Here is a 26,524-nt window from a genome sequence, read left to right as displayed (position 1 = left end):
TTCCATACTCCTCCCATGGTTTTGCTTCTTCTCTTCACTTGGCCATCAAGTTCGGGATGAACAAGGTGATTTCCGGAAAGATCACCAGGATCACCAAGGTGATGATTTCCAAAAGCATGAACAGGCTGGCGCCACGGAACACCGTGGATAGCTGGATTTCCGGCCGTATCGATTTGATGACGAATACATTCACACCCAATGGCGGCGTGATATTCGCCAACTCGCTCATCTTTACGATGATCACGCCAAACCAGACCGGATCGAAACCCAGCGCCTTGATGGCGGGAAAAACGATCGGCAGCGTGATCAAACACATCGAGATCGGCTCGAGGAACATGCCGAGCGGAATATAGGCCAGCAGGATCAGCACCAGAATCAGATAGCGCGGCAAATCCGAGCCCGTGATCAGCTTGGTAACCGTGCCGGCCAAGCCTGATAGCGCAACATATTGGCCGAACAAACCGGCCCCGATCAGGATCAGGAATATCATCGCGGTGCTGGCAACGGCTTCCTTGCCGCCGATCAGCAAGGCTTTCCAATCGAAGCCGCGCTTGAGCAAGAGCAGCGCAAAAGCCGCGGCCGCGCCCACGCCAGCCGCCTCGTTCACGGTGAACAGACCCGAATAAAGGCCGCCGATGATGACAGTGAACAGGATCAGTATGCCGCTGCCATCCTTCAGGCCCACCATACGATCACGCCAGGAAAAGCGTTCATTGGCCACCGGCATCAAATCGGGCCGAATCAGCGCCAGCACATAAAGGCCGATGCAAAAAACCAACGCCGTGAGAATCCCCGGCAGGATGCCGGCCAGCAGGAGCCGGCCGATATCGGTTTGCGTGACGATGCCATACACCACCAGCATGATGCTGGGCGGAATCATGATGCCGAGCAAACCGGCCGACGCGATAGTACCTGCGCTGATTGCATCATTGTAGCGAAAGCGCTTCATCTCGGTGAAGGCGATTTTACCTACTGCTGCGGAAGTAGCCACCGAGGAACCCGACGTGGCGGCAAATCCCGCACAGGCAAAAACCGTAGCAATCGCCAGGCCCGCACGCAGATGGCCAACGAAGCGATAGGCAATCTGATAGGCTTTTTCGCTAATTCCCGCCTGCGAAGCGAGGTAGCCCATCAGGATGAAGAGCGGAATCACCGATAGCGCGATATCGGTGGATTTTCCGTAGGGCATGGTGCTGAGCGCACTCAGCGCCACATCGAAACCGCGCAGCATCACCAAGCCGCTGAACGACGAGATGATCAGCACGAAAGCAATCGGCATGCCAGTGATGATGCCGATTGCAAAAATCAGCGTAACGACCAGGCCTGCGGTCATGGCGTACCCTTCCTGAAATTCACTGCATTGCGATACAGCGAACAGGCATAGGCCAGAGCCAACAACGCCATGCCGAAAGCGATCACTGCCTTCACCGGCCAGAGCGGGAATTCCATGGTGCCGAACTGGTATTCCATGCGCTGATAGCTGACAAATGCTTCCTGTGCCGATGTCCAGGTCAGTACCAGGCTGAAAGCGCCGCAAATGAGATTGGACAGGGTTTCGCAAACCAGCCGGCCTTTCGGCGGAAACAGGTTGACCACGGCTTCAATCGAGACATGGCCGCCGATGGATTGCGTGTAACCCACCGCCAGGAAGATCAGCAGCGCCAGCAGCACGCCGCCGATTTCATTCGCGCCCACCACGGCGATGCCCATGGCGCGCAGGATCACCTCGCCGGTAACAACGGCAGAAAGCAGAATCAGCGCGATGCCGCCTGCCACACTGGATGGCAGGATTACCCGGCGTTCCAAAGGCGTGAAACCCGCTTCAAGCGACATCGCTCACTCCTATGATTTCGAGAACCTTCTTGCGCAGAATGTATTTCTGCACCTTTCCGCTCGGCGTCATCGGCATGGCATCCATCACCACCAAATGCTCTGGGAAATACTGCTTTGCCAGATGCTCCCGCTCCAGGAATGCCAACATCTGGGCCATGTCGAAACTACCGCCATCGCGCGTCACGATCACGGCACAGGCGCGTTCCTGCAGGCGTGGATCGGGAATTGCCACGATAGCGGCCACCTGCACACGCGGATGCTTGTGCAGCAGGTCTTCCACTTCCACCACCGGAATATTCTCGCCGCCGCGCACGATGATGTCCTTGCTGCGGCCTGTGATGCGGATATAGCCATCGACATCGCGGCGTGCGCGATCTCCGGTGCGCAACCATCCGCCATCGCCGGCATTGCGGCCATCGGCAAAGCTTGCTGCCGTCACATCGGGCCGCAACCAATATCCGGCGAACAACGTAGGCCCACGGCATTGCAATTCGCCCTCTTCGCCATCGGGCAAGGGCTTGTCATCGGCATCCACCACCCGAATCTGCATGCCGCGCAAAGGCCGGCCATCGGAACCGAAAATCTTTTCCGCCGGATCATCCAGCCGGCTGAGCGTGGTGAGCCCCACCTCGGTCATTCCCCAACCAGACACCACATGCGCGCCCAGCACCTTCTGCGCGCGGATCAGCAGTGAACGCGGTATCGGCGCGCCGGAGCAGAGGAAGATGCGGAGAGACCGACAATGTCCGGCGCCGGATTCCACAGCATCGGTCAGATCCTGCAGAAAAGGCGTGGCGCCCATCATCCAGGTAACATTCTCCTGGTCGATCAGCGCCGCACCCTGTTTGGCATCCCAGCGCTCCATCAATACGACGGTGCCGCCGACAATCACCGGCAATTGTCCGCCATAGGCAAAACCGGTCTGATGTCCAAAGGTGGAAGCCATCAGCACCACGGTATCGGCGCCCAGTTTCTGATCCTCGATCAGATTGATCAGCGGACAGAAATTGGTGTTGGCGGTATGCATCACGCCTTTCGGCTCGCCAGTGGTGCCTGAAGTGAAGGCGATTTCGGTAACGATATTGGGATCCAGCGGCGGCGGCAGGTCCGCCTTGTTGGGCCGCAACAGATCGAAGAAATCCAACGCACCATCTGGGCGCGTTTCGCCGATCACCGCCAAATGGCGCAGACTAGGGATTTCTTTCTGCAAATCATGGAACATGCCGGCATGATCGAAGCCCCGAAAGCTATCCGGGCAGATCGCCATCACCGGCTCGGCCAGACCCAGCATCAGGCGCAATTCGCGCTGCCGATAGATCGGCGGCAGCGGCACGATCACCACGCCAAGCCGCGCCAAGGCATATTCCATCAAGGGAAAATAGCGCCAGTTCGGCAACTGCACCGCCACGCGGTCGCCGCGTCCAACCCCCAGGCTTTGCAGATTACCGGCAAGCGCATCGGTCTGCGCCAACGCCTCGGCATAGCTGAGGCGACCGAAGCGATCGACGATCAAAGTCTTGTTCGGCTGATTTTCCGCCGCATCCGACAAAAAGGCATAGATATCGCGCTGCGGCCAGGATCCCGCCTTGGCATAAGCATCGATCACGGATTGCGGAAAGGCCGGCTTATTAAGCATGGCTACGCGCCGGATTCAGTCGGGATGCAGCAGCGTACTGCGCTGGCCGCACCAGAGGATCGGCAACAATGAGCATGCGAGCGGATCATGATCGGCCCATTCAAGACATTTCCTCCGATGGCCGATGTTTTTTCGTGCCGGCCATCAATTCATTATTTGAATGAGCGTATATTCAATATAATATGGCTGTCAAGAAAAGACTTCAGCGGGAGACAAACGCCATGACCAAAGCCAGCGCAACTGCGAGACACCGCATTGCTCTTGTTACTGGCGCCACCTCTGGTATTGGCGCGGCAACAGCTCAAAAGCTTGTGGAATCAGGATGCCGCGTGATTCTTGCAGGCCGCAGACAGGATCGTCTTGAAGCATTGCGCAGCCGCATTGGCGATGCTGCGTATATATTGCCACTGGATGTGCGCGATGCAGATGCAGTGCAAAATGCGATTGCTGCATTGCCGAAAGAGTGGCACGCCATTGATTTGGTGGTGAATAGTGCCGGTCTCGCGGTGGGCTCTGCTGCAGTGCCGAAAGCACGCCTGCAGGATTGGCGCACCATTGTTGAAACCAATATCAACGGCATGCTGAATATCACGCATACCGTGTTGCCCGGCATGATAGAGCGCGACTTTGGCGATATTATCAATATCGGCTCGATTGCAGCCAACTGGCCTTATCCATCGGGCAATGTGTATGGCGCGAGTAAATCCTTCGTGAAGCAGTTCACGCTCAACCTGCGTGCCGATCTGCAAGGCAGCAATATTCGCGCCACCTGCATCGAGCCGGGCACCACCGAAACCGAATTCGCCGCCGTGCGCATCGGCTCGCAGCAGGGCGCGCAGAATTTCTATAATCACCCCAATCTGCTGAAAGCCGAGGATGTTGCCGAGATCATAGCGTTCTGTGTGCTGTTGCCACGCCGGGTGAATATCAACACCCTGGAAGTGATGCCGATCAGCCAGAGCTTCGGTTTCCCGCCTTTTGCCGACGACATGCAGGTTCTCGACTAAGGAGAAGATGCGGCATGAAACGCCCGACTTCCTCGCGCAAGGCATCGGCTTCTCCGCCGCGTGGCCGACCGAAACGATCCGCCGAGTTGATCGAGGCGCGGCGCAGCCAGATTTGCGCCGCAGCCATCGAGCGCTTCAGCCGCGATGGCTATCACACCACCACGATGCAAAGCATCGCCGATGACGCCGGCATGAGCGTAGGCCTGATCTACAGCTATTTCCGCGACAAGGAAGACCTGCTGATCTATGCCATGAATGATGTGCTGGATGCCTATGTGCGTGAAGTGCCGATTGCAATCGCCAGCAAGACCAATCCGCTGGACCAGTTCATTGCCGCCGTGCATGGGTTCGGCCGCGTGGTGGATGAACGCCGACCGGCCTGGCTGATCGGCTATCGCGAATCGCACATGCTCTCGCCCGAGGCGCGGCGGGAAATCCTGCAGAAGGACGTGGCCACCACCAAGCTGATCGAGGATCGCATCCGTGCCTGCATCAAGGCCGAATTGTTCCATCCGATCGACACCCAGATGCTCACCTACCAGAGCCTGCTGCTGGTACATGGCTGGGCGCTGGCCGCCTGGCGTCTGCCGCGCATGACCTGCCGGCGCTATATCGATCGCGGCCTTTCCATCCTGCTGAAGCCGGTTCTGGTAGACGGCAATTACCCTCAAATAGACTGGAACGAGCAATGACTCTTTCGCTTACTGGCAAAACCGCAGTGATCACCGGTGGCGCTTCCGGCATCGGCAAAGCCATCGCCGAACGCTTCCATGCTGCCGGTGCCGCCGTGCTGATCGCCGATCTGAACAACGATGCCGCAGCGCAAACCGCCACAGCCCTTGGAGCGAATGCCGATCATATCCGTATCGACCATACCAGCGAGGCCGATTGCCAGGCTGCCGCGCAAAAGGCGGTGAAGCGTTTTGGCGGCCTGGATCTGCTGGTCAACAATGCCGGCATGCCCTCGCAAGGTGCCCTCGACAGCATGTCGCTCGAGGCGATCCAACAGGTTCTGGCAGTCAATGTGTTAGGCCCCATGGTGATGGCGAAGGCCGCCCTGCCCGCCCTGCGCGATAGCGCCAAGCGCGGCAATCAGCCTGCGATGCTGTTCACCGGTTCGATCCAGTCGTTGATGGTGCGTCCGAATTTCAGCCTTTATGGCACATCGAAACACGCCATCTCCGGCATGGTGGGCAGCCTGGCGCTGGAATTGGCGCCGCAGGGCATCCGCGTCAATGCAGTCTGCCCCGGCCCCACCGATACGCCGCTCTTCCGCAGCATCGCCGCCAAGGTGCAGCCTGATTTCGATCGGGCCGTGGAGCAGTTCCGCGCCGGCATTCCGTTGGGTCGTTTGATCGCGCCCGAGGATGTGGCCGATGCGGCGCTGTTCCTATGCTCCGCCATGGCCCGCAATCTTACTGGCGTGATGCTGCCGGTAGATGGCGGCCTTACCGCACGCTGAACGATTGCAGTCGTAAGAAAGGATAGAGTATGGGACCGGGTACGAGATTGGCAAACCGCACCGCGTTGATCACCGGAGCGGGCGGCCCCATGGGCCGTGCAGTGGCGAAGCGTTTCGCGCAGGAAGGCGCCAAGTTGGTGTTAGGCGAAATCTCGGCCAACCGCCTGGGCCAGTCTGTGGAGGAAATCACTGCCGAAGTGCCAGGCGTGCAAATCGCCTCGCTACGCGGCGATGTCACCAATGGCGGTGAGGCAGCAGCTTTGGTGCAGACCGGCCTGGAAAAGTTCGGCCATATCGATCTGCTGATCAATGTGGTGGGCGGTATCAAAAGCAGCGTGATGTCGGAGCCCTTCCTGAATATTAGCGAAGAACGCTGGAACGCCACCTTCAACCTGAATCTGATGGCCAACTTCCATCTCATCAAGCTCACCGTGCCGGCCATGCTGAAGGCCGGCTATGGCCGCATCATCAATGTCTCGTCGATCAACTTCGCCGGTGCCGAGGGCCAGGCGGATTACGGCGCCGCCAAAGCCGCCGTGGCCTCTCTTACCCGCAGCCTGGCTATAGAATTCGCGCCGGCAGTGACGGTGAATTGCATTTCGCCGGCCACGATCAACACATCGGTGGTGCAGCGCATGCCGGAAGAGGAAAAGCGCCTCTACCGCGACAAGACCGTACTCAAGCGCTTCGGCGAGCCGCTGGATATCGCCAATGCCATGCTATTCCTGGCCAGCGAGGAAGCCGGCTATATCACCGGCGAAAATCTGCCGGTCAGCGGCGGCGTCTGGCCCGCCCTATAAAAAAAAACCCGGCGGCCTCGCGGTCGCCGGGCTTATTTTTGCCTGCAGGCTTAGTGGAACAGCACGAAGGCCTTGGACAGCGTGATCCACACGCCCCACAGGATCGGCACGCCCACCACCAACCAAGCTGCAACCGCCGGACCATCCAGCCCGCCCTTGCCGATACCGAAGGAACCATGCTGTACCAGCTGGCTGCTGGCGGCATTCTTGGCCTGCAAAGCAGCCACATCAGCTTCCTTCATATACCACTTGTCGGCCACCGGCTTGATAAAGAAGTTCGCTACGAAACCCAGCACCAGCATGCCGGCCAGGATATACATGGTGAAATCGTAAACCTGCGCACGCGGCACGCCGGCGGCGATTTGCGCTTCGCGGATATAATTCACCACCACCGGGCCGAGGATGCCGGCCGTGGACCAGGCGGTAAGCAGCCGGCCATGGATAGCGCCCACGAATTGCGTGCCGAACAGATCGGCCAGATAGGCCGGTATGGTGGCAAAGCCGCCGCCATACATCGACAGGATCACGCAGAAGAAGGCCACGAACAAAGCCTTGCTGCCGATATGCGCCGCCCAGGGCGAGGCGGCATAAAGCGCGATACCGAGGGCGAAGAAGGTGTAATAGGTCATCTTCCGCCCGATCTTGTCGGACAGCGAAGCCCAGAAGAACCGCCCGCCGATATTGAACAGCGACAGCAGCCCGGTGAAGCCGGCGGCAATCGCCGCCACCATCTTGCGCTGATCGTCGTTCAACTGGCCGAAGGCAACATCCGGTTGACCGATCAATGCACCGGCGAAAATCTCCTGCAGCATCGGCGAAGCCATGCCGATCACGCCGATACCTGCGCTCACATTGAGGCAGAGCACGGCCCAGACCAGCCAGAATTGCGGCGTCTTATGCGCATCTTTCAGATGCACCTGATGCTTGGTGATCATCGACTTGCCGTTATCTTGCGGCGGGGTCCAGCCTTCCGGACGCCAGCCCGCCGGCGGAATGCGATAGCCGAAGGCGCCGCCCATCATAAACACGAAGTAGATGGCCGCCATAACTACGAAGGTTTCCCAAACGCCGACCGATGTGGGCGTGCGGAAATAGTTCATCAGGATATCGGCCAGCGGCGCGCCGATCATGGCGCCGCCGCCAAAGCCCATGATGGCCATGCCGGTCGCCATGCCGCGGCGATCGGGGAACCACTTGATCAGCGTGGAAACCGGCGAGATATAGCCCAGCCCCAGGCCGATACCGCCGATCACGCCCGAACCCAGCCACATCATCCAGAGCTGATGCGTATAAACCCCCAGCGCCGAAATCAGCAGGCCGCCGCACCAGCATAGCGCCGAAGCAACACCGGCCTTGCGCGGGCCTGCCCGTTCCAGCCAGCCGCCCCAAATCGCCGCCGCTGAACCCAGCAACACGAAAAACAAGGTATACATCCAGCCCAGATCGCTGATCTTCCAATCGCAGCTGGTGGTGAAAAGCGCTGCCATAAGGGTCATGTCGGGCGGGCAAGCCACCGAACGGTTGATGCCGATGGCACGCGACAGCGGCAGCCAGAACACGCTGAAGCCATAGGCCATGCCGATGCAGAGATGGATCGCCAATGCCGCGGGCGGCACCAGCCATCGATTGAACCCTGCCTGCGCTACGATACGCTCCTTATCCAGCAGGCCAACGCCCCCCGGCGTGCCATCCGTCGTTCCTTGAATAACCGACATTGTCCTCTCCCTCCCAGAGTATTTGGACATTTCCTCTCACACTTCACGCACGCGTCTGCTTTGCTTTGTCCCTCTCCTGCAGACGTTTAATCGCTTCGCGCACCGGCGCATCCATACCGTCCCCACCGGCATCCAGATGAGCGTAAATCTGCCGGCGCATACGCGGATCCCAGAATTTTCCGATGTGATCGGCAATCATCTCGGGCGCATCCATATTGGTCTGCGGCGCGAAGAACTTGCCGATCTGGTTGGCCATCATTACCAGTTTGTTTTCATGCGACATGATCGGTCGCCTCCAGCAGCACGCGATCGGCGCGGGTAAAAATCTCAAAATCCTGTTCGCGCGCCACCGCGATCAGCGTGATGCCGGCGGCCTCCGCCATGTGCACCGCCAACGTGGTGGGGGCCGAAACCGCCACGATGACAGCCGCGCCCAGGCGGGCTGCCTTCTGCACCATCTCCACCGATACGCGGCTGGTCAGCAGCAGCAGACCGCGCGAAGCCGCCTGGTCCCTGCGTGCCAGGGCGCCGGCCAGTTTATCCAGCGCATTATGCCGGCCCACATCCTCGCGTAGCGCGACAAGGCCTGTGCCCGGTTCCCAATAGGCCGCCGCATGCACGGCGCGGGTTTCGGCATTCAGCTTCTGCGCCAGCGGCAGGCTGGCCAATGCCTGTGCAATCATCTGCGGCGTGAAGCGCGGCATGGCCGTCACACTCGCCGGCGGCAACATCGCCTGCTCCAGGCTTTCGATGCCGCAGAGTCCGCATCCGGTGGGGCCTGCCATCTGCCGCCGCCGTGCCGCCAGTCTCTCGGCATGGGCATCATCCAGCCAGAGCCGCAATTCCACGCCTTGCTCCGCCGTATGGATGCTCAATTCCTGAATATCGCCCCGCGCATCGATGATGCCTTCCGCCAGACTGAAGCCGATGGCGAAATCCTCCAGATCGGCGGGCGTTGCCATCATCACGGCATGACTGCTGCCATTGAAGACCAGCGCCACCGCCATCTCCACCGGCAGCGCGCGCTCGCCGTTCAGCGCGCGACCGCCATTCCAGGCGATACGGGATTGGCGAACCACCGGCTGGATCATTCGGCGGCCTCTGCCTTGACGATACGGCGGCTACGCTCGGCCTGTTCGCGATATTGCTCCTGCCATTCGCTGGGGCCGTTGGATGGCGCCACCTGCACGGCAGTCACCTTGTATTCCGGGCAATTGGTGGCCCAATCGGAATAATCGGTGGTCACCACATTGGCCTGGGTTAGCGGATGATGGAAGGTGGTGTAAACCACGCCGGGTGCCACGCGATCGGTGATCACCGCACGCAGCGTGGTGCCGCCGGCGCGGCTTTCCAGCTTCACCCAGTCGCCCTCGCGCACGCCGCGCTGCTCGGCGTCATGGGGATGGATTTCCAGCACATCTTCATCATGCCACACAACATTGGCGGTGCGCCGTGTCTGCGCCCCCACATTGTATTGCGACAGGATGCGTCCGGTGGTGAGCAACAGCGGAAAGCGCGGTCCGGTGCGTTCGTCGGTGGGCACATATTCCGTGATCATGAAATTGCCCTTGCCACGCACGAAGCCATCTACGTGCATGATCGGGCTGCCCATCGGCGCCTTCTCGTTGCAAGGCCATTGCACCGAGCCGACTTTCTCCAGGAAATCATACGACACGCCGGCAAAGCCGGGCGTGAGATGCGCGATCTCATCCATGATCTCGCTGGGATGGCTGTAGGCCATCTCCAGACCCAGCGCCTTGGCCAACATCACGGTGATTTCCCAATCGGCATAGCCGTTTTTCGGGGTCATCACCTTGCGCACGCGATTGATGCGGCGTTCGGCATTGGTGAAGGTGCCATCCTTCTCCAGAAACGTACTGCCCGGCAGGAATACATGGGCGTAATTCGCCGTCTCGTTCAGAAACAGATCCTGCACTACCACGCATTCCATCGCCGCCAGGCCGGCCGCCACATGGGCGGTATCGGGATCCGATTGCAGGATATCCTCGCCCTGGATGTAGATGCCCTTAAAGCTGCCATCCACGGCGGCATCCAGCATATTGGGGATGCGCAGGCCGGGCTCGCTATCCAGCGGCCGACCCCACAGGCTTTCAAACATCGCGCGGGTGGCATCGTCGGAGATGTGGCGATAGCCCGGCAATTCATGGGGGAAGCTGCCCATGTCGCAAGAGCCCTGCACGTTATTCTGCCCGCGCAACGGATTCACGCCCACACCGGGCCGGCCGATATTGCCGGTCAGCATCGCCAGATTGGCAATCGCCATCACGGTGGTGGTGCCCTGACTGTGCTCGGTCACGCCTAAGCCGTAATAGATCGCGCCATTGCCGCCGGTGGCGTATAGCCGCGCCGCGCCGCGCACGGCTTCCGCCGAAACGCCGGTGATGGCCTCCACCGCCTCGGGGCTGTTGCGCTTGTCGGCGATGAAAGTCGCCCAATGTTCGAAGGCGTCCAGGTCGCAGCGTTCGCGGATGAAAGTTTCGTTCTGCAAGCCCTCGGTGATGATCACATGGGCCAGCGCATTGAGGATCGCCGCGTTGGTGCCCGGGCGCAGCGGCAGATGAAAGGCGGCTTCCAGATGCGGCGCCTTTACCATCTCGGTACGGCGCGGGTCGATCACGATCAGCTTGGCGCCCTTTCGCAGGCGCTTTTTCAGCCGCGAAGCGAAAACCGGATGGGCGGCAACCGGATTGGCGCCGATCACGATCACCACATCGGTCTGCTCCACGGAATCGAAATTCTGCGTGCCGGCCGAGGTGCCATAGGTCTTGCTCAGGCCATACCCAGTGGGCGAATGGCACACCCGGGCGCAGGTATCCACGTTGTTATTGCCGAAGCCGGCACGCACCAGCTTTTGCACCAGGTAGGTTTCTTCATTGGTGCAGCGCGACGAAGTGATGCCGCCCACGCTGCCGCGCCCGTATTTCGCCTGGATACGCTTGAATTCGGCCGCCGTATGGCTGATCGCCTCTTCCCAGCTCACTTCGCGCCAGGGCTGGTCGATGCTTTCGCGGATCATCGGATTGAGAATGCGCTCGCGGTGCTGGGCATAGCCCCAGGCGAAGCGGCCCTTCACGCAGGAATGGCCGCGATTGGCCTGGCCATCCTTGTAGGGCACCATGCGCACCAATTGCTCGCCGCGCATCTCGGCCTTGAAGCTGCACCCCACGCCGCAATAAGCACACGTGGTCACCACCGAATGTTCGGGCTGGCCGATCTCGATGACGGATTTTTCCATCAGCGTGGCCGTGGGACAGGCCTGCACGCAGGCACCACAGGACACGCATTCCGAATCCAGGAATTTTTCCGCCATGCCGGGCGAGACCTTGGATTCAAAGCCGCGTGCCTGGATGGTCAGCGCGAAGGTACCCTGCACTTCCTCGCAGGCGCGCACACAGCGCGAGCAGACGATGCATTTGGAAGCATCGAAGGTGAAATACGGATTCGATTCATCCTTCTGCTGCTTGAGGTGGTTCTCGCCCTCATAGCCATAGCGCACTTCGCGCAAGCCCACAGCGCCTGCCATATCCTGCAATTCGCAATCGCCATTGGCGGCGCAAGTCAGGCAATCCAGCGGATGATCGGAGATATAGAGTTCCATCACACCCCGGCGCAGCTTGGCCAGGCGATCATTCTGGGTGGTCACCTTCATGCCGGGCGCCACCGGCGTGGTGCAGCTTGCCGGGGTGCCGGCACGGCCTTCGATCTCCACCAGGCAAAGCCGGCAAGAGCCGAAAGCATCCAGCATGTCGGTGGCGCAAAGCTTGGGCACCTGAATGCCGGCTTCCATCGCCGCGCGCATCACCGATGTACCGGCCGGCACGCTCACGCTGCGGCCATCAATGATGAGATTGACAGTTTCGCCGGCCTTGCTGGCTGGCGTACCGAAGTCGATTTCATGAATGAGAGACATGGGGCTTGTCCTCTGTTATTCGGCTGCGGCGTGCGCGTGAACATCACGGTTGGGTGCACGGCCGAAATCCTCAGGGAAATGTTTCAGCGCGCTCATCACCGGATAGGGCGTAAATCCGCCCAAGGCGCAGAGCGAACCGAATTTGAGCGTCTGACACAGATCTTCCAGCAGCGCGAGATTGGCCTCGCGATCATGGCCTGCCATCACGCGGTCCATCACTTCCGTGCCGCGTGTGGAGCCGATGCGGCAGGGCGTGCATTTACCGCAGGATTCGATGGCGCAGAATTCCAGCGCGAAACGCGCCATGCGGGCCATGTCCACGCTGTCGTCGAACACCACCAGCCCGCCATGGCCGAGCAGACCGTCGCGTGCCGCAAAGGCCTCGTAATCATAAGGCGTGTCGAACAGCGACGGCGGGAAGTAGGCGCCCAACGGACCGCCGGCCTGCACCGCGCGCACATGCCTGCCGCTGGCCGCACCGCCGCCGATATCCATCACGATCTCGCCCAGGGTGAGCCCGAAGGCGGCCTCGAACAAACCGCCATGGCGCACATTGCCGGCAATCTGGATCGGCATGGTGCCGCGTGAACGGCCCATGCCCAGATCGGCATAATTGGCCGCGCCTTCGCTCAATATCACCGGCACGCTGGCCAGCGAGATCAGATTGTTGATCACCGTGGGCATGGCGAACAGGCCCTTATGGGCCGGCAGCGGCGGTTTGGCGCGCACCGTGCCGCGTTTGCCTTCAAGGCTTTCCAGCAAGGCGGTTTCCTCACCGCACACATAGGCGCCTGCACCCATCCGCACTTCCAAATCGAAAGCATGGCTGCTGCCGGCCAGCTTGCTGCCGAGATAGCCCGCCTCGCGGGCGATGGCGATGGCCTGCGTGGTTACGCGGATGGCATCGGGATATTCCGAGCGGATATAGATAAAGCCCTTGGTGGCTCCCACTGCGATGCCGGCGATGGTCATGCCCTCGATCAGCACGAAGGGATCGCCTTCCAGCAGCATGCGGTCGGCAAAAGTGCCGGAATCGCCCTCATCGGCATTGCAGACGATGTATTTCCGCTCCGCTGGCGTATCCGCCACGGTCTTCCACTTGATGCCGGTGGGAAAGCCGGCGCCGCCGCGACCGCGCAGGCCGGATTTGGTCACTTCCTCCACGATCCCGGCCGGTCCCAGGCTGAGGGCGCGTTGCAGGCCGCGATAGCCGCCATGGGTACGGTAATCTTCCAGCGACAACGGATCGACGATGCCGCAGCGCGCGAATGTCAGGCGCGTCTGGCGTTTGAGATAGGATAATTCCTCGGGCCGGCCCAGGCGCAATGGATGCGCGGCGGCAATCAGCAGACCGGCATCGAACAGGCTGGACACATCCTCTGGCCGCACCGGGCCATAGGCAATGCGGCCGGCGGCGGTTTCCACCTCGATCATCGGTTCGAGCCAGAACAACCCGCGTGAGCCGGTGCGGATGATATCCACCCGCAGGCTGCGTTTGGCGGCCTGGGCCTGAATCTCGCTTGCCACCTTGTCGGCGCCCACGGCGCGCGCGGCAGCATCGGCAGGAACAAAGATGCGGGCCATCAGCGCCTGCCTTCCTGCTGGTGCCTGGCATCGTGGGCCAGATCAAGCAGGGCTTCCTGATTGAGCCGGCCGATCGGCTGGCCATCCAGCATGGCGGCCGGCGCCGAGGCGCAAAGCCCCAGGCAATACGTGGCTTCCACGGTCAGGCGGCCATCCCCGGTGGTGCCGCCCCATTCCAGGCCGATATCCCGCAACAGCTTTTCCGCCATCGCTTCGCCATGCATGGACTGACACGCCTCGGCGCGGCACAGCTTCAGCACATGGCGGCCGGCCGGCTTGTCGCGAAAATCATGATAGAAGCTGACCACGCCATGCACTTCGGCGCGCGACACATTCAAGGCCTCGGCAATCATCGGCAAAGCGGCCTGCGGCACATAGCCGAACTCATCCTGCAAGGCATGCAGAATCGGCAGCATCGGCCCTTCCAGACCACGGTTTTCTGCAATGATTTCCGTTGCGCGGGAAACATTCCACGGGGCATTCATAGGCATTCCCACCCTTTCCGTACTGGTGCGATGATTGAGCCGGCAGCCTTTAGCCGCAATAAAGCCGTAAGGTGCTGCAATAGAACATTTCTATTAAACAAGGGTAATTGCTCAGTTGCGGCGCAATAAACAGCCTGAAGCATCCGAAATTTCTGTAATAAAATACTTTTGCACTGCAATATTGGTCAATAAATCATAGTCAAAAACTATTATTTGATAGAAAATTCCAATCAACTAGGCGCCGATGGCGAGAATCTTGGCTTCTGCCACCAGGGCGGCGGTAAGCGGCGTCATCGGCTCGCGGTTCGGCACCACCAGACCAATCATATGCACCGCATCGGGCTGCACGATGGGAATCGAACGCAGCCTTTCGGTAAGGCCCAGGGTATCGGCCAGCTTTTCCGGCATCACGCTGGCCCAGCGGCCGGTACGCACATGCGAGAACAGCACGATCATCGAATTGGATTCCAGGGTGGGTTCCGGTTCGGCGCCGGCAGCCCGCAAAAGCCGGTTAATGATGCGGCGGTTCTGCATATCCGGCGTCAGCAGGCAAAGCGGAATCTTCGCCACCTCGGCCCAGGTCACGCTATCGCGGTCGCCCAGCGGGCTGTCGGCCGAGGTGAGCAGCCGGTATTGCTCTGGGTAGATCGGCACCGAACGCACACGGCCCAGCGGCTCGTTATCCACATAAGTAAGGCCGGCATCCACTTCGAGATTGTCGAGCATCGACAGAATCTCCACCGAGGTGCGCGACAGGATGGTGAATTTCACATTCGGATGCTTGGCGCGATACGGCGTGGTGAGCGCCGACACCATGGCCAGCGCGGTGGGAATCGCCGCAATCTTGAGATGCCCCACCAGGCCGCGCTTCAAGGCCTGCACTTCCTGGCGCATGGCGCGGCTGTCGCCCACGATGCGGCGCGCCCAATCCAGCACCCGCTCGCCTTCCACGGTGAAGCCCAGGAAGCGCGACGAACGCTGCACCAGCAACACGCCCAGCGTGTCTTCCAATTGCTTGATGCCGGCGGAAAAGGTCGGCTGCGTCACGCCGCATTGCTCGGCGGCCTTGCCGAAATTGCGTTCGCGCGCCAGGGCCATCAGGTATTCGAGCTTGTCGATCATGAGCCGATTGTGACGGGATTGCCGCGATTGGTCCAGCGGCGGCTATCGACTGGTCCAAGACGATTTGGCCCTGCCAAGCCGGCAGGCCGGGTGCTAACCATTATGTTGCTGTTTTTTCCAAAGAGAATCCCATGCAGACCGCCCTCAATCCGAATGATATCCGCGACGTGGTTGAAGCCGACCGCGCCCATGTCTGGCACCACCTCACCCAGCACAAGCCTTTCGAGAGTGTAGATCCGCGCATCTTCGTGGAGGGCAAGGGCCTCAAGCTGTGGGATGCCGCCGGCCGGGAATATCTGGATGGCGTTTCAGGCGGCGTATGGACGGTGAATGTGGGCTATGGCCGCGAAAGCATCGCCAATGCGGTGCGCGACCAGTTGGTGAAGCTGAACTATTTCGCCAATTCGGCGGGCTCCATCGCCGGCGCACAATTCGCCAAGCGGCTGATCGAGAAAATGCCGGGCCTGACCCGCGTGTATTATTCCAACTCGGGCTCCGAGGCCAACGAGAAGGCCTTCAAGATGGTGCGCCAGATCGCCCATCGCCATCATGGCGGCCGCAAATACAAGATACTCTACCGCGAGCGCGATTATCACGGCACCACGCTGGGTACGCTTGCGGCTGCCGGCCAGCCGCAGCGCCGCGAGCAATTCGGCCCGATGCCTCCGGGCTTCGTGGAAGTGCCGCATTGCCTGGAATACCGCAGCCAATACGGCAAGGTGGAGAATTACGGCGAGATGGCCGCCGATGCCATCGAGCAGGTGATCCTGCGCGAAGGACCGGACCAGATCGGCGCGCTCTGCCTGGAAACCGTGACGGCGGGCGGCGGCGTCATCACCCCGCCCAAAGGCTATTGGGAAAAGGTGCAGGATATCTGCAAGCGCCACAATATCCTGCTGCATCTGGATGAAGTGGTCTGCGGCGTCGGCCGCACCGGCAAATGGTTCGGCTATCAGCATTATGGCATCAAGCCGGATTTCGTCACCATGGCGAAGGGCCTGGCCTCCGGCTATGCCGCGATTTCCTGCACCGTCACCACGGAAGAGATTTTCAACCTGTTCAAGGACGATCCATCCGATCCGATGTCGTTCTTCCGTGATATCTCCACCTTCGGCGGCTGCGTCAGCGGCCCGGCGGCGGCTTTGGAGAATATGCGCATCCTCGAAGATGAGAACCTGCTGGACAACACGCTGGCGATGGGCGCGCGATTGATGCAAGGCCTGCATGGCCTGGCCGAACGCCATAAGGTGATCGGCGATGTGCGCGGCCTGGGCCTGTTCTGCGGCGCCGAGCTGGTGGCCAACCGCGAAACCAAGGAACCACTGGAAGAAAAGCTGGTGCAGGCCGTGGTGGCCGATTGCATGGCGCAGGGCGTGATCATCGGCGCCACCAACCGCTCGCTGCCCGGCCTGAACAACACGCTCTGCCTCAGCCCGGCGCTGATCGTCACCCCGGCCGAGATCGACCGTTTCGTGGATGCCATCGACCGCGCCCTGACCAAGCTGTTCGCGTGATCAAGCTGCTTGCTTGAAGCCGGATTTTTCAGAGTTTGGTGCCCCAGGCCGGACTTGAACCAGCACGCCCGTGAGGGCAACGGATTTTGAGTCCGTCGCGTCTACCAATTCCACCACTGGGGCCAGGATCGATTATGCAGCGATCACTGATGCGGCCGGGATATTAGCCAAGTCGCGCCGCCGCGCAACCCTCGGCGGATGGACAACACCCGGCATTCCGGCTAAACCCGCCCGGCGATGATGCAGAACCTTTACCAATGGACCATGCGCCAGGCGGCGCGGCCCAATGCCGGGCGGGTGCTGGGGCTGGTTTCCTTCCTGGAAAGCTCGGTCTTCCCGATTCCGCCGGATGTGATGCTGGTTCCGATGTGCCTGGCGCATCGCGAGCGCGCCTTCCGCTATGCCATGATCTGCACCATCGCCTCGGTGCTGGGCGGCATATTGGGCTATGGCATCGGCTATTTCCTGATCGAGACCCTGGGCGAGTGGATCATCCGGGTTTATGGCTATGGCGAAAAGCTGCACGTCTTCCAGGAATCCTACCGGGAATGGGGCGTGTGGATCATCCTGATCAAGGGCCTCACGCCGATCCCTTACAAGCTGGTAACCATCGCCAGCGGCGCGGCGCATTTCTCGCTGGGCGTGTTCATTCTGGCATCGATTGCCACGCGCGGCTTGCGGTTTTTCCTGATCGCCGCCCTGCTATGGCGTTTCGGCGCCCCGATCCGCGATTTCATCGAGAAGCGGCTGGTGCTGCTCACGTGGATTTTTTTCATCGGCCTGATCGGTGGCTTTGTGGTGGTGCGCTACCTATTCTAGGATCGTCGCATCCAAGGATGGCATCATGTCTGGCTTCCCACTCCGTCTCGCGGGCCTGCTTTCAGCCGGCCTTGCCGCAATAACCCTCGGCGCAGCCTTCGTTGCGCAATACGGCTTTGGCCTGGCGCCCTGCCAGCTTTGCCTGTGGCAGCGCTGGCCCTATGCCGCCGCCATCCTGCTGGGCCTGGCGGCCTGGCGGAACCAGGCGCTGCGGCCCTGGCTGCTGGCCCTGACCGGCTTGGCCTTTCTCGCCACCAGCGGCATCGGCGGATTTCATACCGGCGTGGAATATGGCTGGTGGAAAGGGCTGGAAAGCTGCGGCGGCGGTAGCACGGCGCAGAGCCTGGAAGCCCTGCGGGCCCAGATCATGGCCGCCCCCATCGTGCGGTGCGACGAAGTGGCCTTTCGCTTTCTCGGCCTGAGTATGGCAGCATGGAACGCAATCTGGGGCCTGGCGCTGGCTGTGCTGGCGCTGGGTTTCGCCCGCCGCGCGTTTCAGGAGGCTGCATGACGGATACGACACAGGCCATCAAGCCCCACCTGCCCGGACCGCATCTGCCCGGACCCAGCCTGCCCAGACCCCGCCTGCCGGGCGATCTCAGCCCGCGTGCCATGATCGAGCGCATCCTGCGCGTGGACCATGCCGGCGAATACGGCGCCAAACGCATCTATGACGGCCAGCTGGCCATCTTAGGCAAATCTGCCAATGCGCCCACCATCCGACACATGGCCGAGCAGGAATTGAAGCATCTTTCCGCTTTCGACCGCCTGTTGCCGCAGCGCCGCGTGCGCCCCACTTTGCTGGGCCCGGTCTGGCATGTTGCCGGTTTCGCGCTGGGCGCGGCCACCGCGCTGATGGGCGAGAAAGCCGCCATGGCCTGCACCGAGGCGGTGGAGGAAGTGATCGACGAACATTACACCCGCCAGCTTGAAACGCTGGACAGCCTCGCCGCCGAGGGCAAGGCCGAACCGGAATTGCAGGCGTTGATCGCCGAATTCCGCGCCGAGGAAATCGAACACCGCGACACCGCGCGCGAAGCCGGGGCAGCCGAAGCCCCCGCCTATCCGGTGCTGAGCCAGGGCATCAAGAACGCCACCAAGCTGGCGATCTGGCTGTCTGAACGGATTTAAAAAAGAACGTCACCACCGGACTTGTTCCGGTGGTCCATGGTTCAGCGGCCTTGCGGCATCAGGCATGGACCCTCGGAATTAATCCGAGGGTGACGATTTGGCGGGCATGCCAATCTAGCCTGCTGAAAACAATCGAAGCCGAGCCGATTTAAGGCTCCAGTTCGCTATCCCAATAGAGATAGTCGCGCCAGCTTTCATGCAGATGGTTGGGCGGAAAGGCGCGACCATTCTGCTGCAATTCATGCACGCTGGGCACATGCGGGGCGATGCGTGGAAACATGTTGCATTCGCGCGGCATGCGACCGCCCTTGCGCAGATTGCAGGGCGCGCAAGCCGCCACCACATTATCCCATCGCGTGAGGCCGCCGCGCGAACGCGGGATCACATGGTCGAAGGTGAGTTCGTGCCGGCTGCCGCAATACTGGCAGGAGAAACGGTCGCGCAGAAACAAATTGAAGCGCGTGAAGGCCGGGCGCCGGGCCGGCTGGATATAACGCTTCAGCGCCACCACGCTGGGCAGCCGCATGCGAAAGCCCGGGCTGCGCACTTCCTGATCGTAAACCGAAAGGATGGTGACACGGTCCATGCAGACCGCCTTCACCACTTCCTGCCACGGCCAGACCGAGAGCGGGAAGTAAGACAGCGGCTGATAATCCGCATTCAGTACCAAAGCCGGACAATTGTCTGGCGCCATCGTGTTGCTACTCCCACGCCGGACGGCAAAAGAGGTGATCAACTCGTGCTGTACTGACAATACAATATGATGCGTGACCGCATCATGACAACCACCTTATTTAGGGCGGCTTACAGGGTACGGGCCAGGAAATGCCCGCCCAGCAGCAGGCCCTCCTGGTCGATGGAATGCGGCAGGCCGGGGCACAAATGCCAGCGGGCCGGAATTCCGGCCTCTCCCAACCCATTCACGCTGTCGAACAGGGCATCCATCGGCACCACATCGTCTTCCGTGCCATGGATCAGCAGAATCGGCGGCGATGGCGGGCTGGCCTGGTCTTTCAGCTTAGCCGCGCCCACTAAGGCACCGGAATAACCCAGAATCGCCCCCAGGCTGCCATGCCGGCGCCGCAGCCCCACATGCAGGGCCATCATGGTACCCTGGCTGAAGCCCACCAGGGCCAGCTTGGCAGGCGGCAGTTTGAGACGCGCCAGTTCGGCGTCCAGAAAGGCATCCAGGCTGGGGGAAGCCTGTTCGGCGCCGGCTAGCAGCTTTTCATAAATCCGCGCGGCATGATGGGGATCGCGGCGCAGCAGGCTGGGATCGTAATCGTTAAGCCCGAACCATTGCCGGCCACCGGCCATCGCCTCCATGCCGGGAATCAGACCCGGCGCATGGGGCGCCACAAAATCCGCTCGCGGCAACAGGCCATGCCAATGCTTGGCCAGTTCGATCAGATCGTTGCCATCGGACCCATAGCCATGCAGCAGCACCACAAGCTGTTGCGCCGGCCCCTGGCGTGCAGGCAGGCGGGGGCCATCAAGGCGCTGTATCGTCATGGCATGGCCTTCTGTTTCATCAAGCCATAATAGCGCCAAAGCAGCCGCGCCGCGACGCCGCGATGCGGCCGCCAGCGCGCGGCGATACGGTCCATGCGTTTCACATCGGGCCGCTTGCGCATGTTGAACAGGCGTTTGGCGGCTTCCTGCAACGCCACGTCATGGGCTGGCCAGATATCTTCCCGATCCAGCGCGAACAGCAGATATATCTCGGCGGTCCAGCGCCCGATGCCTTTCACGGCAGTGAGATGCGCCTGCGCTTCATGATCGGGCAGCTTGTGCAGACCCGCCAGATTCAGGCTGCCATCGCGCAAAGCTTCGGCCGCCAGGCGCAGATAGCGCAGCTTGGGCCGGCTCAAGCCGCAGGCCAGCAGGGCGGCTTCGTCATGCGCCAGCAAGGCATCGGCGGTAAAAGGCGAAACCTTAGCCGTCACCCGCCCCCAGATGGTGGCGGCGGCGGCCACCGAAACCTGCTGCTCGACAACGATGCGGCACAGATTGGCGAAATCCGCCGGCCGCCTGCGGTCGGCGATGAATCCGCAATGCTGCAAGGCATGGGCAAAGCGCGGCTCGATGGCGCATAATGCCGCCAACGCCGCCAGCGTGCGCTTGCGGCGATCCGGCTTCACAGGCGATGCTGGACTTGCCATAAGCATCCGTCTCCCTTGTCGCCAAACAGCTTGCACATGCCGCCCGCGCTTGTCACCCGCTTCGCCCCCAGCCCCACCGGCCATCTGCATGCCGGCCATGCTTATTCAGCCGGACTGGCCTATCTGCGTGCCCGACAGGCCGGCGGGCGCTTTTTGCTGCGCATCGAGGATATCGACGCCACGCGCTGCCGACCCGAACTGACCGACGATCTGCTGGCCGATCTGGCCTGGCTGGGCCTGCGCTGGGAAGAACCCGTGCGGCGGCAATCGCAGCATTTCGATGAATACCGCGCAGCCCTGCACGATCTGCAACGGCGCGCCCTGCTTTATCCCTGCTTCTGCACCCGCCGTCAGGTGCAGGAGGAAATCGCCCGCATCGGCGCCGCGCCGCATGGTTTAGACGGCACGCTCTATCCCGGCACCTGCCGGCAGCTTTCCGCCGCCGAGCGCACGCGCCGCATCGCAGCCGGCGAGAATCATGCCCTGCGCCTGGACATGGCAGCGGCACTCGCCAGCCTGGGCGATGCCGCGCAGCATCTGCATTGGCATGACGAACAGGCCGGGCCGCAGCATGCCTCGCCCGATCTGCTGCTGCGCGGCATCGGCGACGTGGTGCTGGCGCGCAAGGATACCCCGGCCAGCTACCATCTCTGCGTCACGCTGGACGATGCCTTGCAAGGCATCACGCATATCATTCGCGGCGAGGATTTATTTGCCGCTACCCATCTGCATCGCCTGCTGCAAGCCTTGTTCGGCTTGCCGGTGCCGGCATACGCCCATCATGCCCTGCTGCTGGATCCCGACGGCACGCGCATGGCCAAACGCAAAGGATCGAAATCCCTGCGCGACCTGCGCCTGGAGGGCATGGACCCGGCCGCTTTATGGCGGCAGCTCGAGCTCGATCCTGCCGCCTTCGCGGTCTGATCACATTTTCAGGGTGAAATCGCAGCGGCCCAACACCTGGCCATTCACGCGGATATCAACCGCCTGCTTGCCGGCATAATAGCGCCGTGTGGTGATCGGCTTGATGGCGTGGCGCTTGGTCAACGCGATGCTTTCGCCGGGCGCCGCTTCGCGCACTGCCAGCTTGAACACCTTGGGCCGCAGGCTGCCATCGGCGCGCAGATGCCAGATGGCATAATCGATACTGAGATTGACCGGCGTCTTGCCGCGATTGATCAATGTGGCGCTGAATTCCAGCGCCCCGCCATAGGCCACGCTTTGCGCCTTCAGCTTGAAATCCTGCAAGGCCAGTTTCACATCGGCCTCGAAGCCCAACAATCCCAATGCGCCCGGATGGCCCTGCTTGACCAGGCCGCGCAGGGCATGGCGAATGGTGGGGCGCAGGGTTTCCGGCGGCTTCCGGCCGGCGCGTTTGGCCCATTGCCCGGCGATATCCACCGCAAGCTCGGGATGGTCGCGGGCGATATCGTTCAGGTGATTGGCCACCGAACGCCGCACGCTGTCATGCGCATCATCATGCAGCCGGTGCAGAATCGGCAGGGCGGGCGATGGATCGCGCACCAGATCGGGCAGCCCCATGCCCCAAGGCAGGCGCGGCCGCGAGCCTTCGGATGCCAACCGGCGGCGGCGCCAATCCTTGTCGCGCGACAATTGCTGCAGTTTGGCAAAGGCCTGGCGCGGATATTTGCGCAAATATGGCCGGATATCGAATTCGCCGCTGAAATACAGCGTCAACTCGCCCAGGGCATCCAGCGACAGCTCTGGTTCGTCTAGCCCATAGGCGCCAACGAAATTCAACAGCGGCATGAAGCGGAAGCCGCCCATGCCTTCTATCCCGCCTCCACCAATCCCGCCCGTGCTGTCATCCTTGCCCAGACTTTTCAGGATGATGCCTAGCGCCGCGGCATAATCCTGCGGCAGATGCTGGCGCAGGCCGGCCGCGATACGCAGCGAACGCGCCTTCAATTCCAGCGGCGGCAGGTCGGCCGCCACTTCGCGCACGAAAGCCTGGCGGGGAAATTTCGGCTGCACGGCAACAATGCGCGCGGCAAGAAAATCCACCGCCGCACGGTCGTACATATCTTTCAGGGCATCGGCCATACCGAAATCCAATCGGCGACTTAGCGGCCGAGCCAGCCCGAGGTGGGAATCGAATAAGTCAGCGCGAGCGTTTCCGAACCTGGATTGGGATCGTTGATGCCGGCATTGGAGATATGGTTGATGCTGATGCCGATCCGCGAGCGATCATCGAAGCGATAGGCGATTTCGAGTTGCGACCGGAACTGGATGCCGTCGCTGATCTTCTTGCCGTCGCCTTCATGATACCAGCCCGGTGCGAAACTGGGCGTGATCACCCAGCGCCGACCGAAATACAAATCCATCAATATGCCGGCATAGACATGGGCCGCGCGGTCAGACGTGGCCATCACGCCGCCGAAGGGTTTGAAGCCCCAGAATTTATGGTCGTCACGATATTCGATGCGGCCTTCGAAGGCTTCGTTCTTCTGCTTGTTGATATCGAACCAGCCAGCCGAGAACGACCAGAAAGCCGGATCATCGGCGAGTTGCGACTGTGACGGGGCTGCCTTGGCGGCCTGGGCCTGCGCCCGGGCCTGGGCCTGAGCCTGAGCCTGGGGCGCCTGGGCCTGGGGCGCCTGGGCCGGCTGATTCTGAACCACCTGATAGGGAGCCTGGTATTGCGGCTGCTGCGCCCTCACCTGCGCCTGAGTCGCGCCGGATGTAAAAGCTGCCAACGCCGACACCGCACCAACCGCGATGATTCCAATCACGGTCCCCCGCGACACAACCGATACGAGCGGTTGCCGCACCACCTGCTTCAACATGTCTCCCCCAACCACAGAAATCCCCATTTCCTGCGCAACTCTAACCAAAGGTGAGACGACCGCCAAGCGCCACGCTGCCCGGCAGGCAGCCAAACTGCTGTATTTTCAGGCGCCCCGCCTTGCATGGCGCGGCCAAAGCCGTTAACACGAGGCGCGAAAATTCCCCTGTTCCCGCGCGGGCGTCCACCCGGTTTTCGGGTCTGCTACCGCTCCGCCGGGCCTACCTCTCGGAGACGGAAAAATGACGGTTCGCGTTGCCATCAATGGTTTCGGTCGTATCGGGCGCAATGTGCTGCGCGCCATCATCGAGTCGGGTCGCACCGATATCGAAGTGGTCGGCATCAACGATCTCGGCCCGGTGGAAACCAACGCACATCTATTCCGCTACGACTCGGTGCATGGCCGCTTCAACGGCAACGTGACCGTGACCGGCGACAGCATCGATGTGGGCCGCGGCCCGATCAAGGTGAGCGCCGAGCGCGATCCGGCCAAGCTGCCCTGGGCGGCCCTGAAGGTCGATATCGCCATGGAATGCACCGGCATCTTCACCGATCGCGCCAAGGCCGCCGCGCATCTGACCGCCGGCGCCCGCAAGGTGCTGATCTCGGCCCCGGGCAACGATGCCGACCTGACCGTGGTTTACGGCGTGAACCACGACAAGCTGAAGCCCGAGCATACCGTTGTCTCGAATGCCTCCTGCACCACCAACTGCCTGGCCCCGGTGGCCTATGTGCTGCATGAGACCGTGGGCATCGAAAAAGGCTACATGACCACCATCCATGCCTATACCGGCGACCAGCCCACGCTGGACACCATGCACAAGGATCTCTACCGCGCCCGCGCCGCCGCGCTGAGCATGATCCCCACCACCACCGGTGCCGCCAAGGCCGTGGGCCTGGTGCTGCCGGAACTGAAGGGCAAGCTGGATGGCTCGTCGATCCGCGTGCCGACCCCCAATGTATCGCTGATCGACTTCAAATTTGTGGCCAAGCGCGCCACCAACAAGGAAGAGATCAACGCCGCCATCCTGGCCGCCGCCAATGGCAAGCTGAAGGGCATCCTGGGCGTCAACGACGTGCCGCTGGTGTCGTCTGACTTCAACCACAATCCGAATTCCTCCACCTTCGATCTGCTGCAGACCCAGGTGCTGGAGGGCAATCTGGTGCGTGTGCTGAGCTGGTACGACAACGAATGGGGTTTCTCCAACCGCATGTCGGATACCGCGCTGGCCATGGCCAAGCTGTAATCCGGAGCCCGGCCATGGCGAGGTTCCGCACGCTCGACAACGTGGACGTGGCCGGCAAGGTGGTGCTGGTGCGCGTGGATCTGAACGTTCCGATGAAGGACGGCCGGATCACCGACGATCTGCGCATCAGCCGCATCCTGCCCACCTTGCACGAATTGTCGCGCAAGGATGCGAAAGTGGTGGTGCTGTCGCATTTCGGCCGGCCCGACGGCAAGGTTGTGCCGGAAATGAGCCTCAAGCCGGTGGCGGCTGCGCTCGCCACCGCGCTTGGCAGTTCGGTGGCCTTCGCCGATGATTGCGTTGGCGATGCCGCCAAGGATGCCATCGCCAAGCTGCGCAAAGGCGGCATCGTGCTGCTGGAAAATACCCGCTTCCACAAGGCCGAGGAAAAGAACGACAGCGCCTTTGCCCGCATGATGGCCGAGCTGGGCGATATCTACGTGAACGATGCCTTCTCCTGCGCCCATCGCGCCCATGTCTCCACCGAGGCTCTGGCGCATCTGCTGCCGGCCTATGCCGGCCGCAACATGGAAGTGGAATTGAAGCATCTGGAAGCCGCCCTGGTGGCGCCTGAGCGGCCCGTGGCGGCCGTGATCGGCGGCGCCAAGGTTTCCACCAAACTGGAATTGCTGGGCAACCTGCTGAGCAAGGTGGACAAGCTGATCATCGGCGGCGGCATGGCCAATACCTTCCTGTTCGCGCAAGGCCGCGAAGTGGGCAAGAGCCTGTGCGAGAAGAACATGGCCGATACCGCCCGCGACATCCTGCGCGATGCCGTGGTGCGCGGCTGCGCCGTGATCCTGCCCGACGACGTGGTGGTAGCGCGCGAGTTCAAGGCTGGTGCTGCCAGCAAGGTGGTGTCTGCCGAACGTGTGGCTGCCGATCAGATGATCCTGGATATCGGCCCCGTGGCCGCATCCCGCCTGGGCACCATCCTGGCCGATTGCCGCACGCTGGTGTGGAACGGCCCGCTCGGCGCTTTCGAGACCGCGCCTTTCGATGCCGGCACCGTGATGGTGGCGCGCACGGCGGCTGCCCTCACCGCCTCGGGCCGCCTGCTCAGCGTGGCCGGCGGCGGCGATACTGTGGCGGCCTTGCGCCATGCCGGCGTGGCCGAGGAATTCTCCTATGTGTCGACCGCCGGCGGCGCCTTCCTGGAATGGCTGGAAGGCAAGGAACTGCCCGGCGTGGCTGCGCTGAAGACCGCAGACTGACAGCCGACTGCATAGCCGCAAAAAAAGCCCGGGTGTTGCCACCCGGGCTTTCGTTT

At 61.7% G+C, this 26,524-nt stretch carries 26 protein-coding genes and 1 tRNA gene; 11 read left to right on the top strand and 16 right to left on the bottom strand.

Translation table 11 applies throughout. The features are described from left to right. Positions 1-34: 34 nt before the first annotated feature. Genes KF827_RS01790 through KF827_RS01780 form a run of 3 tightly spaced genes read right to left on the bottom strand, consistent with a single transcriptional unit; the run spans position 35 to position 3,469 of the window. Complete coding sequence (locus tag KF827_RS01790; RefSeq protein ID WP_290998965.1) at positions 35-1,333, bottom strand: TRAP transporter large permease; 1,299 nt, start codon at positions 1,331-1,333, stop codon at positions 35-37. After that, positions 1,330-1,833, bottom strand: coding sequence for a TRAP transporter small permease (locus KF827_RS01785; RefSeq protein WP_290998961.1), 504 nt, complete (start codon positions 1,831-1,833; stop codon positions 1,330-1,332). The genes KF827_RS01790 and KF827_RS01785 overlap by 4 nt, the downstream gene beginning before the upstream one ends. Then, a complete protein-coding gene (locus KF827_RS01780) occupies positions 1,823-3,469 on the bottom strand; it encodes an AMP-binding protein (protein ID WP_290998958.1) in 1,647 nt (548 codons plus the stop codon). Before KF827_RS01780 ends, KF827_RS01785 begins: the two co-directional genes overlap by 11 nt. A 221-nt stretch (positions 3,470-3,690) precedes the next feature. Between KF827_RS01780 and KF827_RS01775 the strand changes: the two genes are divergently transcribed. The 4 genes from KF827_RS01775 to KF827_RS01760 are packed head-to-tail and all read left to right on the top strand — an operon-like array spanning position 3,691 to position 6,738. Next, positions 3,691-4,476: an SDR family NAD(P)-dependent oxidoreductase gene (locus KF827_RS01775; protein WP_290998955.1), complete on the top strand. Its 786-nt coding sequence runs from the start codon at positions 3,691-3,693 to the stop codon at positions 4,474-4,476. 14 nt (positions 4,477-4,490) lie between these two features. Then, the gene (locus KF827_RS01770) at positions 4,491-5,168 is read left to right on the top strand and encodes a TetR/AcrR family transcriptional regulator (protein WP_290998952.1); all 678 of its coding nucleotides are present in this window, start codon (positions 4,491-4,493) and stop codon (positions 5,166-5,168) included. After that, positions 5,165-5,938, top strand: a complete 774-nt coding sequence (locus tag KF827_RS01765; RefSeq protein WP_290998949.1) for an SDR family oxidoreductase — start codon at positions 5,165-5,167, stop codon at positions 5,936-5,938. The genes KF827_RS01770 and KF827_RS01765 overlap by 4 nt, the downstream gene beginning before the upstream one ends. A gap of 47 nt (positions 5,939-5,985) precedes the next feature. Next, positions 5,986-6,738: an SDR family NAD(P)-dependent oxidoreductase gene (locus KF827_RS01760; protein ID WP_290998946.1), complete on the top strand. Its 753-nt coding sequence runs from the start codon at positions 5,986-5,988 to the stop codon at positions 6,736-6,738. A gap of 50 nt (positions 6,739-6,788) precedes the next feature. Here the strand turns inward: KF827_RS01760 and KF827_RS01755 are convergent, their stop codons facing one another. The 7 genes from KF827_RS01755 to KF827_RS01725 all read right to left on the bottom strand — a co-directional run bounded on the left by KF827_RS01755 (position 6,789) and on the right by KF827_RS01725 (position 15,575). Further along, positions 6,789-8,453, bottom strand: coding sequence for an OFA family MFS transporter (locus tag KF827_RS01755; protein WP_290998943.1), 1,665 nt, complete (start codon positions 8,451-8,453; stop codon positions 6,789-6,791). A gap of 43 nt (positions 8,454-8,496) precedes the next feature. Next, positions 8,497-8,736, bottom strand: coding sequence for a formate dehydrogenase subunit delta (locus tag KF827_RS01750; RefSeq protein ID WP_290998940.1), 240 nt, complete (start codon positions 8,734-8,736; stop codon positions 8,497-8,499). Then, on the bottom strand, positions 8,726-9,544 hold the full coding sequence (fdhD, locus tag KF827_RS01745) for a formate dehydrogenase accessory sulfurtransferase FdhD (protein ID WP_290998937.1): 819 nt from the start codon (positions 9,542-9,544) through the stop codon (positions 8,726-8,728). Before fdhD ends, KF827_RS01750 begins: the two co-directional genes overlap by 11 nt. After that, the gene (fdhF, locus tag KF827_RS01740; protein WP_290998934.1) at positions 9,541-12,384 is read right to left on the bottom strand and encodes a formate dehydrogenase subunit alpha; all 2,844 of its coding nucleotides are present in this window, start codon (positions 12,382-12,384) and stop codon (positions 9,541-9,543) included. Before fdhF ends, fdhD begins: the two co-directional genes overlap by 4 nt. A gap of 15 nt (positions 12,385-12,399) precedes the next feature. Next, positions 12,400-13,968: an NADH-quinone oxidoreductase subunit NuoF gene (locus tag KF827_RS01735; RefSeq protein ID WP_290998931.1), complete on the bottom strand. Its 1,569-nt coding sequence runs from the start codon at positions 13,966-13,968 to the stop codon at positions 12,400-12,402. After that, the gene (locus tag KF827_RS01730) at positions 13,968-14,453 is read right to left on the bottom strand and encodes a formate dehydrogenase subunit gamma (RefSeq protein ID WP_290999172.1); all 486 of its coding nucleotides are present in this window, start codon (positions 14,451-14,453) and stop codon (positions 13,968-13,970) included. The genes KF827_RS01735 and KF827_RS01730 overlap by 1 nt, the downstream gene beginning before the upstream one ends. Positions 14,454-14,687: 234 nt before the next feature. Beyond that, positions 14,688-15,575, bottom strand: a complete 888-nt coding sequence (locus KF827_RS01725; protein ID WP_290998928.1) for a LysR family transcriptional regulator — start codon at positions 15,573-15,575, stop codon at positions 14,688-14,690. 131 nt (positions 15,576-15,706) lie between these two features. Here KF827_RS01725 and KF827_RS01720 point away from each other — a divergent pair, with 131 nt between their 5' ends. After that, positions 15,707-17,089, top strand: coding sequence for an aminotransferase class III-fold pyridoxal phosphate-dependent enzyme (locus tag KF827_RS01720; protein ID WP_290998925.1), 1,383 nt, complete (start codon positions 15,707-15,709; stop codon positions 17,087-17,089). Positions 17,090-17,125: 36 nt separating this feature from the next. Here the strand turns inward: KF827_RS01720 and KF827_RS01715 are convergent. Further along, positions 17,126-17,212: transfer RNA gene (locus KF827_RS01715), tRNA-Leu, on the bottom strand. A 117-nt stretch (positions 17,213-17,329) separates the two neighbouring features. Between KF827_RS01715 and KF827_RS01710 the strand changes: the two genes are divergently transcribed. From KF827_RS01710 to KF827_RS01700, 3 genes are all read left to right on the top strand, one after another. Further along, a complete protein-coding gene (locus tag KF827_RS01710) occupies positions 17,330-17,908 on the top strand; it encodes a YqaA family protein (RefSeq protein ID WP_367273104.1) in 579 nt (192 codons plus the stop codon). Between the two features lie 25 nt (positions 17,909-17,933). Beyond that, positions 17,934-18,419 carry a disulfide bond formation protein B gene (locus KF827_RS01705; RefSeq protein WP_290998919.1) on the top strand — a complete coding sequence of 162 codons (486 nt, stop codon included), beginning with the start codon at positions 17,934-17,936 and terminating at the stop codon, positions 18,417-18,419. Between the two features lie 101 nt (positions 18,420-18,520). Beyond that, positions 18,521-19,039 carry a demethoxyubiquinone hydroxylase family protein gene (locus tag KF827_RS01700; protein ID WP_290999169.1) on the top strand — a complete coding sequence of 173 codons (519 nt, stop codon included), beginning with the start codon at positions 18,521-18,523 and terminating at the stop codon, positions 19,037-19,039. Positions 19,040-19,187: 148 nt separating this feature from the next. On the opposite strand, the gene KF827_RS01695 is transcribed toward KF827_RS01700, so the two are convergent. The 3 genes from KF827_RS01695 to KF827_RS01685 form a co-directional block, all read right to left on the bottom strand. Then, positions 19,188-19,733: an HNH endonuclease gene (locus KF827_RS01695; RefSeq protein WP_290998916.1), complete on the bottom strand. Its 546-nt coding sequence runs from the start codon at positions 19,731-19,733 to the stop codon at positions 19,188-19,190. Positions 19,734-19,843: 110 nt separating this feature from the next. After that, a complete protein-coding gene (locus tag KF827_RS01690; RefSeq protein WP_290998913.1) occupies positions 19,844-20,551 on the bottom strand; it encodes a dienelactone hydrolase family protein in 708 nt (235 codons plus the stop codon). Beyond that, the gene (locus KF827_RS01685) at positions 20,548-21,201 is read right to left on the bottom strand and encodes a DNA-3-methyladenine glycosylase 2 family protein (RefSeq protein ID WP_290998910.1); all 654 of its coding nucleotides are present in this window, start codon (positions 21,199-21,201) and stop codon (positions 20,548-20,550) included. The genes KF827_RS01690 and KF827_RS01685 overlap by 4 nt, the downstream gene beginning before the upstream one ends. A 36-nt stretch (positions 21,202-21,237) precedes the next feature. On the opposite strand from KF827_RS01685, the gene gluQRS reads away from it, so the two are divergent. Beyond that, positions 21,238-22,125 (top strand): tRNA glutamyl-Q(34) synthetase GluQRS, encoded by an 888-nt coding sequence (gluQRS, locus tag KF827_RS01680; protein ID WP_290998907.1) that lies wholly within the window; start codon positions 21,238-21,240, stop codon positions 22,123-22,125. Here gluQRS and KF827_RS01675 read toward each other — a convergent pair whose 3' ends face one another. Continuing rightward, positions 22,126-23,265 (bottom strand): hypothetical protein, encoded by a 1,140-nt coding sequence (locus KF827_RS01675; RefSeq protein ID WP_290998904.1) that lies wholly within the window; start codon positions 23,263-23,265, stop codon positions 22,126-22,128. 20 nt (positions 23,266-23,285) lie between these two features. After that, entirely contained in the window at positions 23,286-23,954 is a 669-nt protein-coding gene (locus KF827_RS01670) for an acyloxyacyl hydrolase (RefSeq protein ID WP_290998900.1), read from the bottom strand. Positions 23,955-24,249: 295 nt separating this feature from the next. Between KF827_RS01670 and gap the strand changes: the two genes are divergently transcribed. Together gap and pgk are read left to right on the top strand one after the other, a co-directional pair. Then, positions 24,250-25,254: a type I glyceraldehyde-3-phosphate dehydrogenase gene (gap, locus tag KF827_RS01665; RefSeq protein WP_290998897.1), complete on the top strand. Its 1,005-nt coding sequence runs from the start codon at positions 24,250-24,252 to the stop codon at positions 25,252-25,254. A 14-nt stretch (positions 25,255-25,268) separates the two neighbouring features. Next, a complete protein-coding gene (gene pgk, locus KF827_RS01660) occupies positions 25,269-26,468 on the top strand; it encodes a phosphoglycerate kinase (RefSeq protein WP_290998894.1) in 1,200 nt (399 codons plus the stop codon). Positions 26,469-26,524: the final 56 nt, after the last annotated feature.

Source organism: Ferrovibrio sp., from assembly GCF_019636075.1.
GTDB lineage: Bacteria > Pseudomonadota > Alphaproteobacteria > Ferrovibrionales > Ferrovibrionaceae > Ferrovibrio.
This window is presented reverse-complemented; position numbering and strand designations above follow the sequence as displayed.

Coding starts and splice junctions, on each gene's coding strand:
- KF827_RS01685 (WP_290998910.1), bottom strand. CDS start 21,201: ATGGCAAGTCCAGCATCGCCTGTGAAGCCGGATCGCCGCAAGCGCACG.
- KF827_RS01785 (WP_290998961.1), bottom strand. CDS start 1,833: ATGTCGCTTGAAGCGGGTTTCACGCCTTTGGAACGCCGGGTAATCCTG.
- pgk (WP_290998894.1), top strand. CDS start 25,269: ATGGCGAGGTTCCGCACGCTCGACAACGTGGACGTGGCCGGCAAGGTG.
- KF827_RS01705 (WP_290998919.1), top strand. CDS start 17,934: ATGTCTGGCTTCCCACTCCGTCTCGCGGGCCTGCTTTCAGCCGGCCTT.
- KF827_RS01780 (WP_290998958.1), bottom strand. CDS start 3,469: ATGCTTAATAAGCCGGCCTTTCCGCAATCCGTGATCGATGCTTATGCC.
- fdhF (WP_290998934.1), bottom strand. CDS start 12,384: ATGTCTCTCATTCATGAAATCGACTTCGGTACGCCAGCCAGCAAGGCC.
- gluQRS (WP_290998907.1), top strand. CDS start 21,238: ATGCCGCCCGCGCTTGTCACCCGCTTCGCCCCCAGCCCCACCGGCCAT.
- fdhD (WP_290998937.1), bottom strand. CDS start 9,544: ATGATCCAGCCGGTGGTTCGCCAATCCCGTATCGCCTGGAATGGCGGT.
- KF827_RS01755 (WP_290998943.1), bottom strand. CDS start 8,453: ATGTCGGTTATTCAAGGAACGACGGATGGCACGCCGGGGGGCGTTGGC.
- KF827_RS01710 (WP_367273104.1), top strand. CDS start 17,330: ATGCAGAACCTTTACCAATGGACCATGCGCCAGGCGGCGCGGCCCAAT.
- KF827_RS01725 (WP_290998928.1), bottom strand. CDS start 15,575: ATGATCGACAAGCTCGAATACCTGATGGCCCTGGCGCGCGAACGCAAT.
- KF827_RS01695 (WP_290998916.1), bottom strand. CDS start 19,733: ATGGCGCCAGACAATTGTCCGGCTTTGGTACTGAATGCGGATTATCAG.
- KF827_RS01700 (WP_290999169.1), top strand. CDS start 18,521: ATGATCGAGCGCATCCTGCGCGTGGACCATGCCGGCGAATACGGCGCC.
- KF827_RS01750 (WP_290998940.1), bottom strand. CDS start 8,736: ATGTCGCATGAAAACAAACTGGTAATGATGGCCAACCAGATCGGCAAG.
- gap (WP_290998897.1), top strand. CDS start 24,250: ATGACGGTTCGCGTTGCCATCAATGGTTTCGGTCGTATCGGGCGCAAT.
- KF827_RS01770 (WP_290998952.1), top strand. CDS start 4,491: ATGAAACGCCCGACTTCCTCGCGCAAGGCATCGGCTTCTCCGCCGCGT.
- KF827_RS01765 (WP_290998949.1), top strand. CDS start 5,165: ATGACTCTTTCGCTTACTGGCAAAACCGCAGTGATCACCGGTGGCGCT.
- KF827_RS01790 (WP_290998965.1), bottom strand. CDS start 1,333: ATGACCGCAGGCCTGGTCGTTACGCTGATTTTTGCAATCGGCATCATC.
- KF827_RS01720 (WP_290998925.1), top strand. CDS start 15,707: ATGCAGACCGCCCTCAATCCGAATGATATCCGCGACGTGGTTGAAGCC.
- KF827_RS01730 (WP_290999172.1), bottom strand. CDS start 14,453: ATGAATGCCCCGTGGAATGTTTCCCGCGCAACGGAAATCATTGCAGAA.
- KF827_RS01675 (WP_290998904.1), bottom strand. CDS start 23,265: ATGGCCGATGCCCTGAAAGATATGTACGACCGTGCGGCGGTGGATTTT.
- KF827_RS01735 (WP_290998931.1), bottom strand. CDS start 13,968: ATGGCCCGCATCTTTGTTCCTGCCGATGCTGCCGCGCGCGCCGTGGGC.
- KF827_RS01775 (WP_290998955.1), top strand. CDS start 3,691: ATGACCAAAGCCAGCGCAACTGCGAGACACCGCATTGCTCTTGTTACT.
- KF827_RS01690 (WP_290998913.1), bottom strand. CDS start 20,551: ATGACGATACAGCGCCTTGATGGCCCCCGCCTGCCTGCACGCCAGGGG.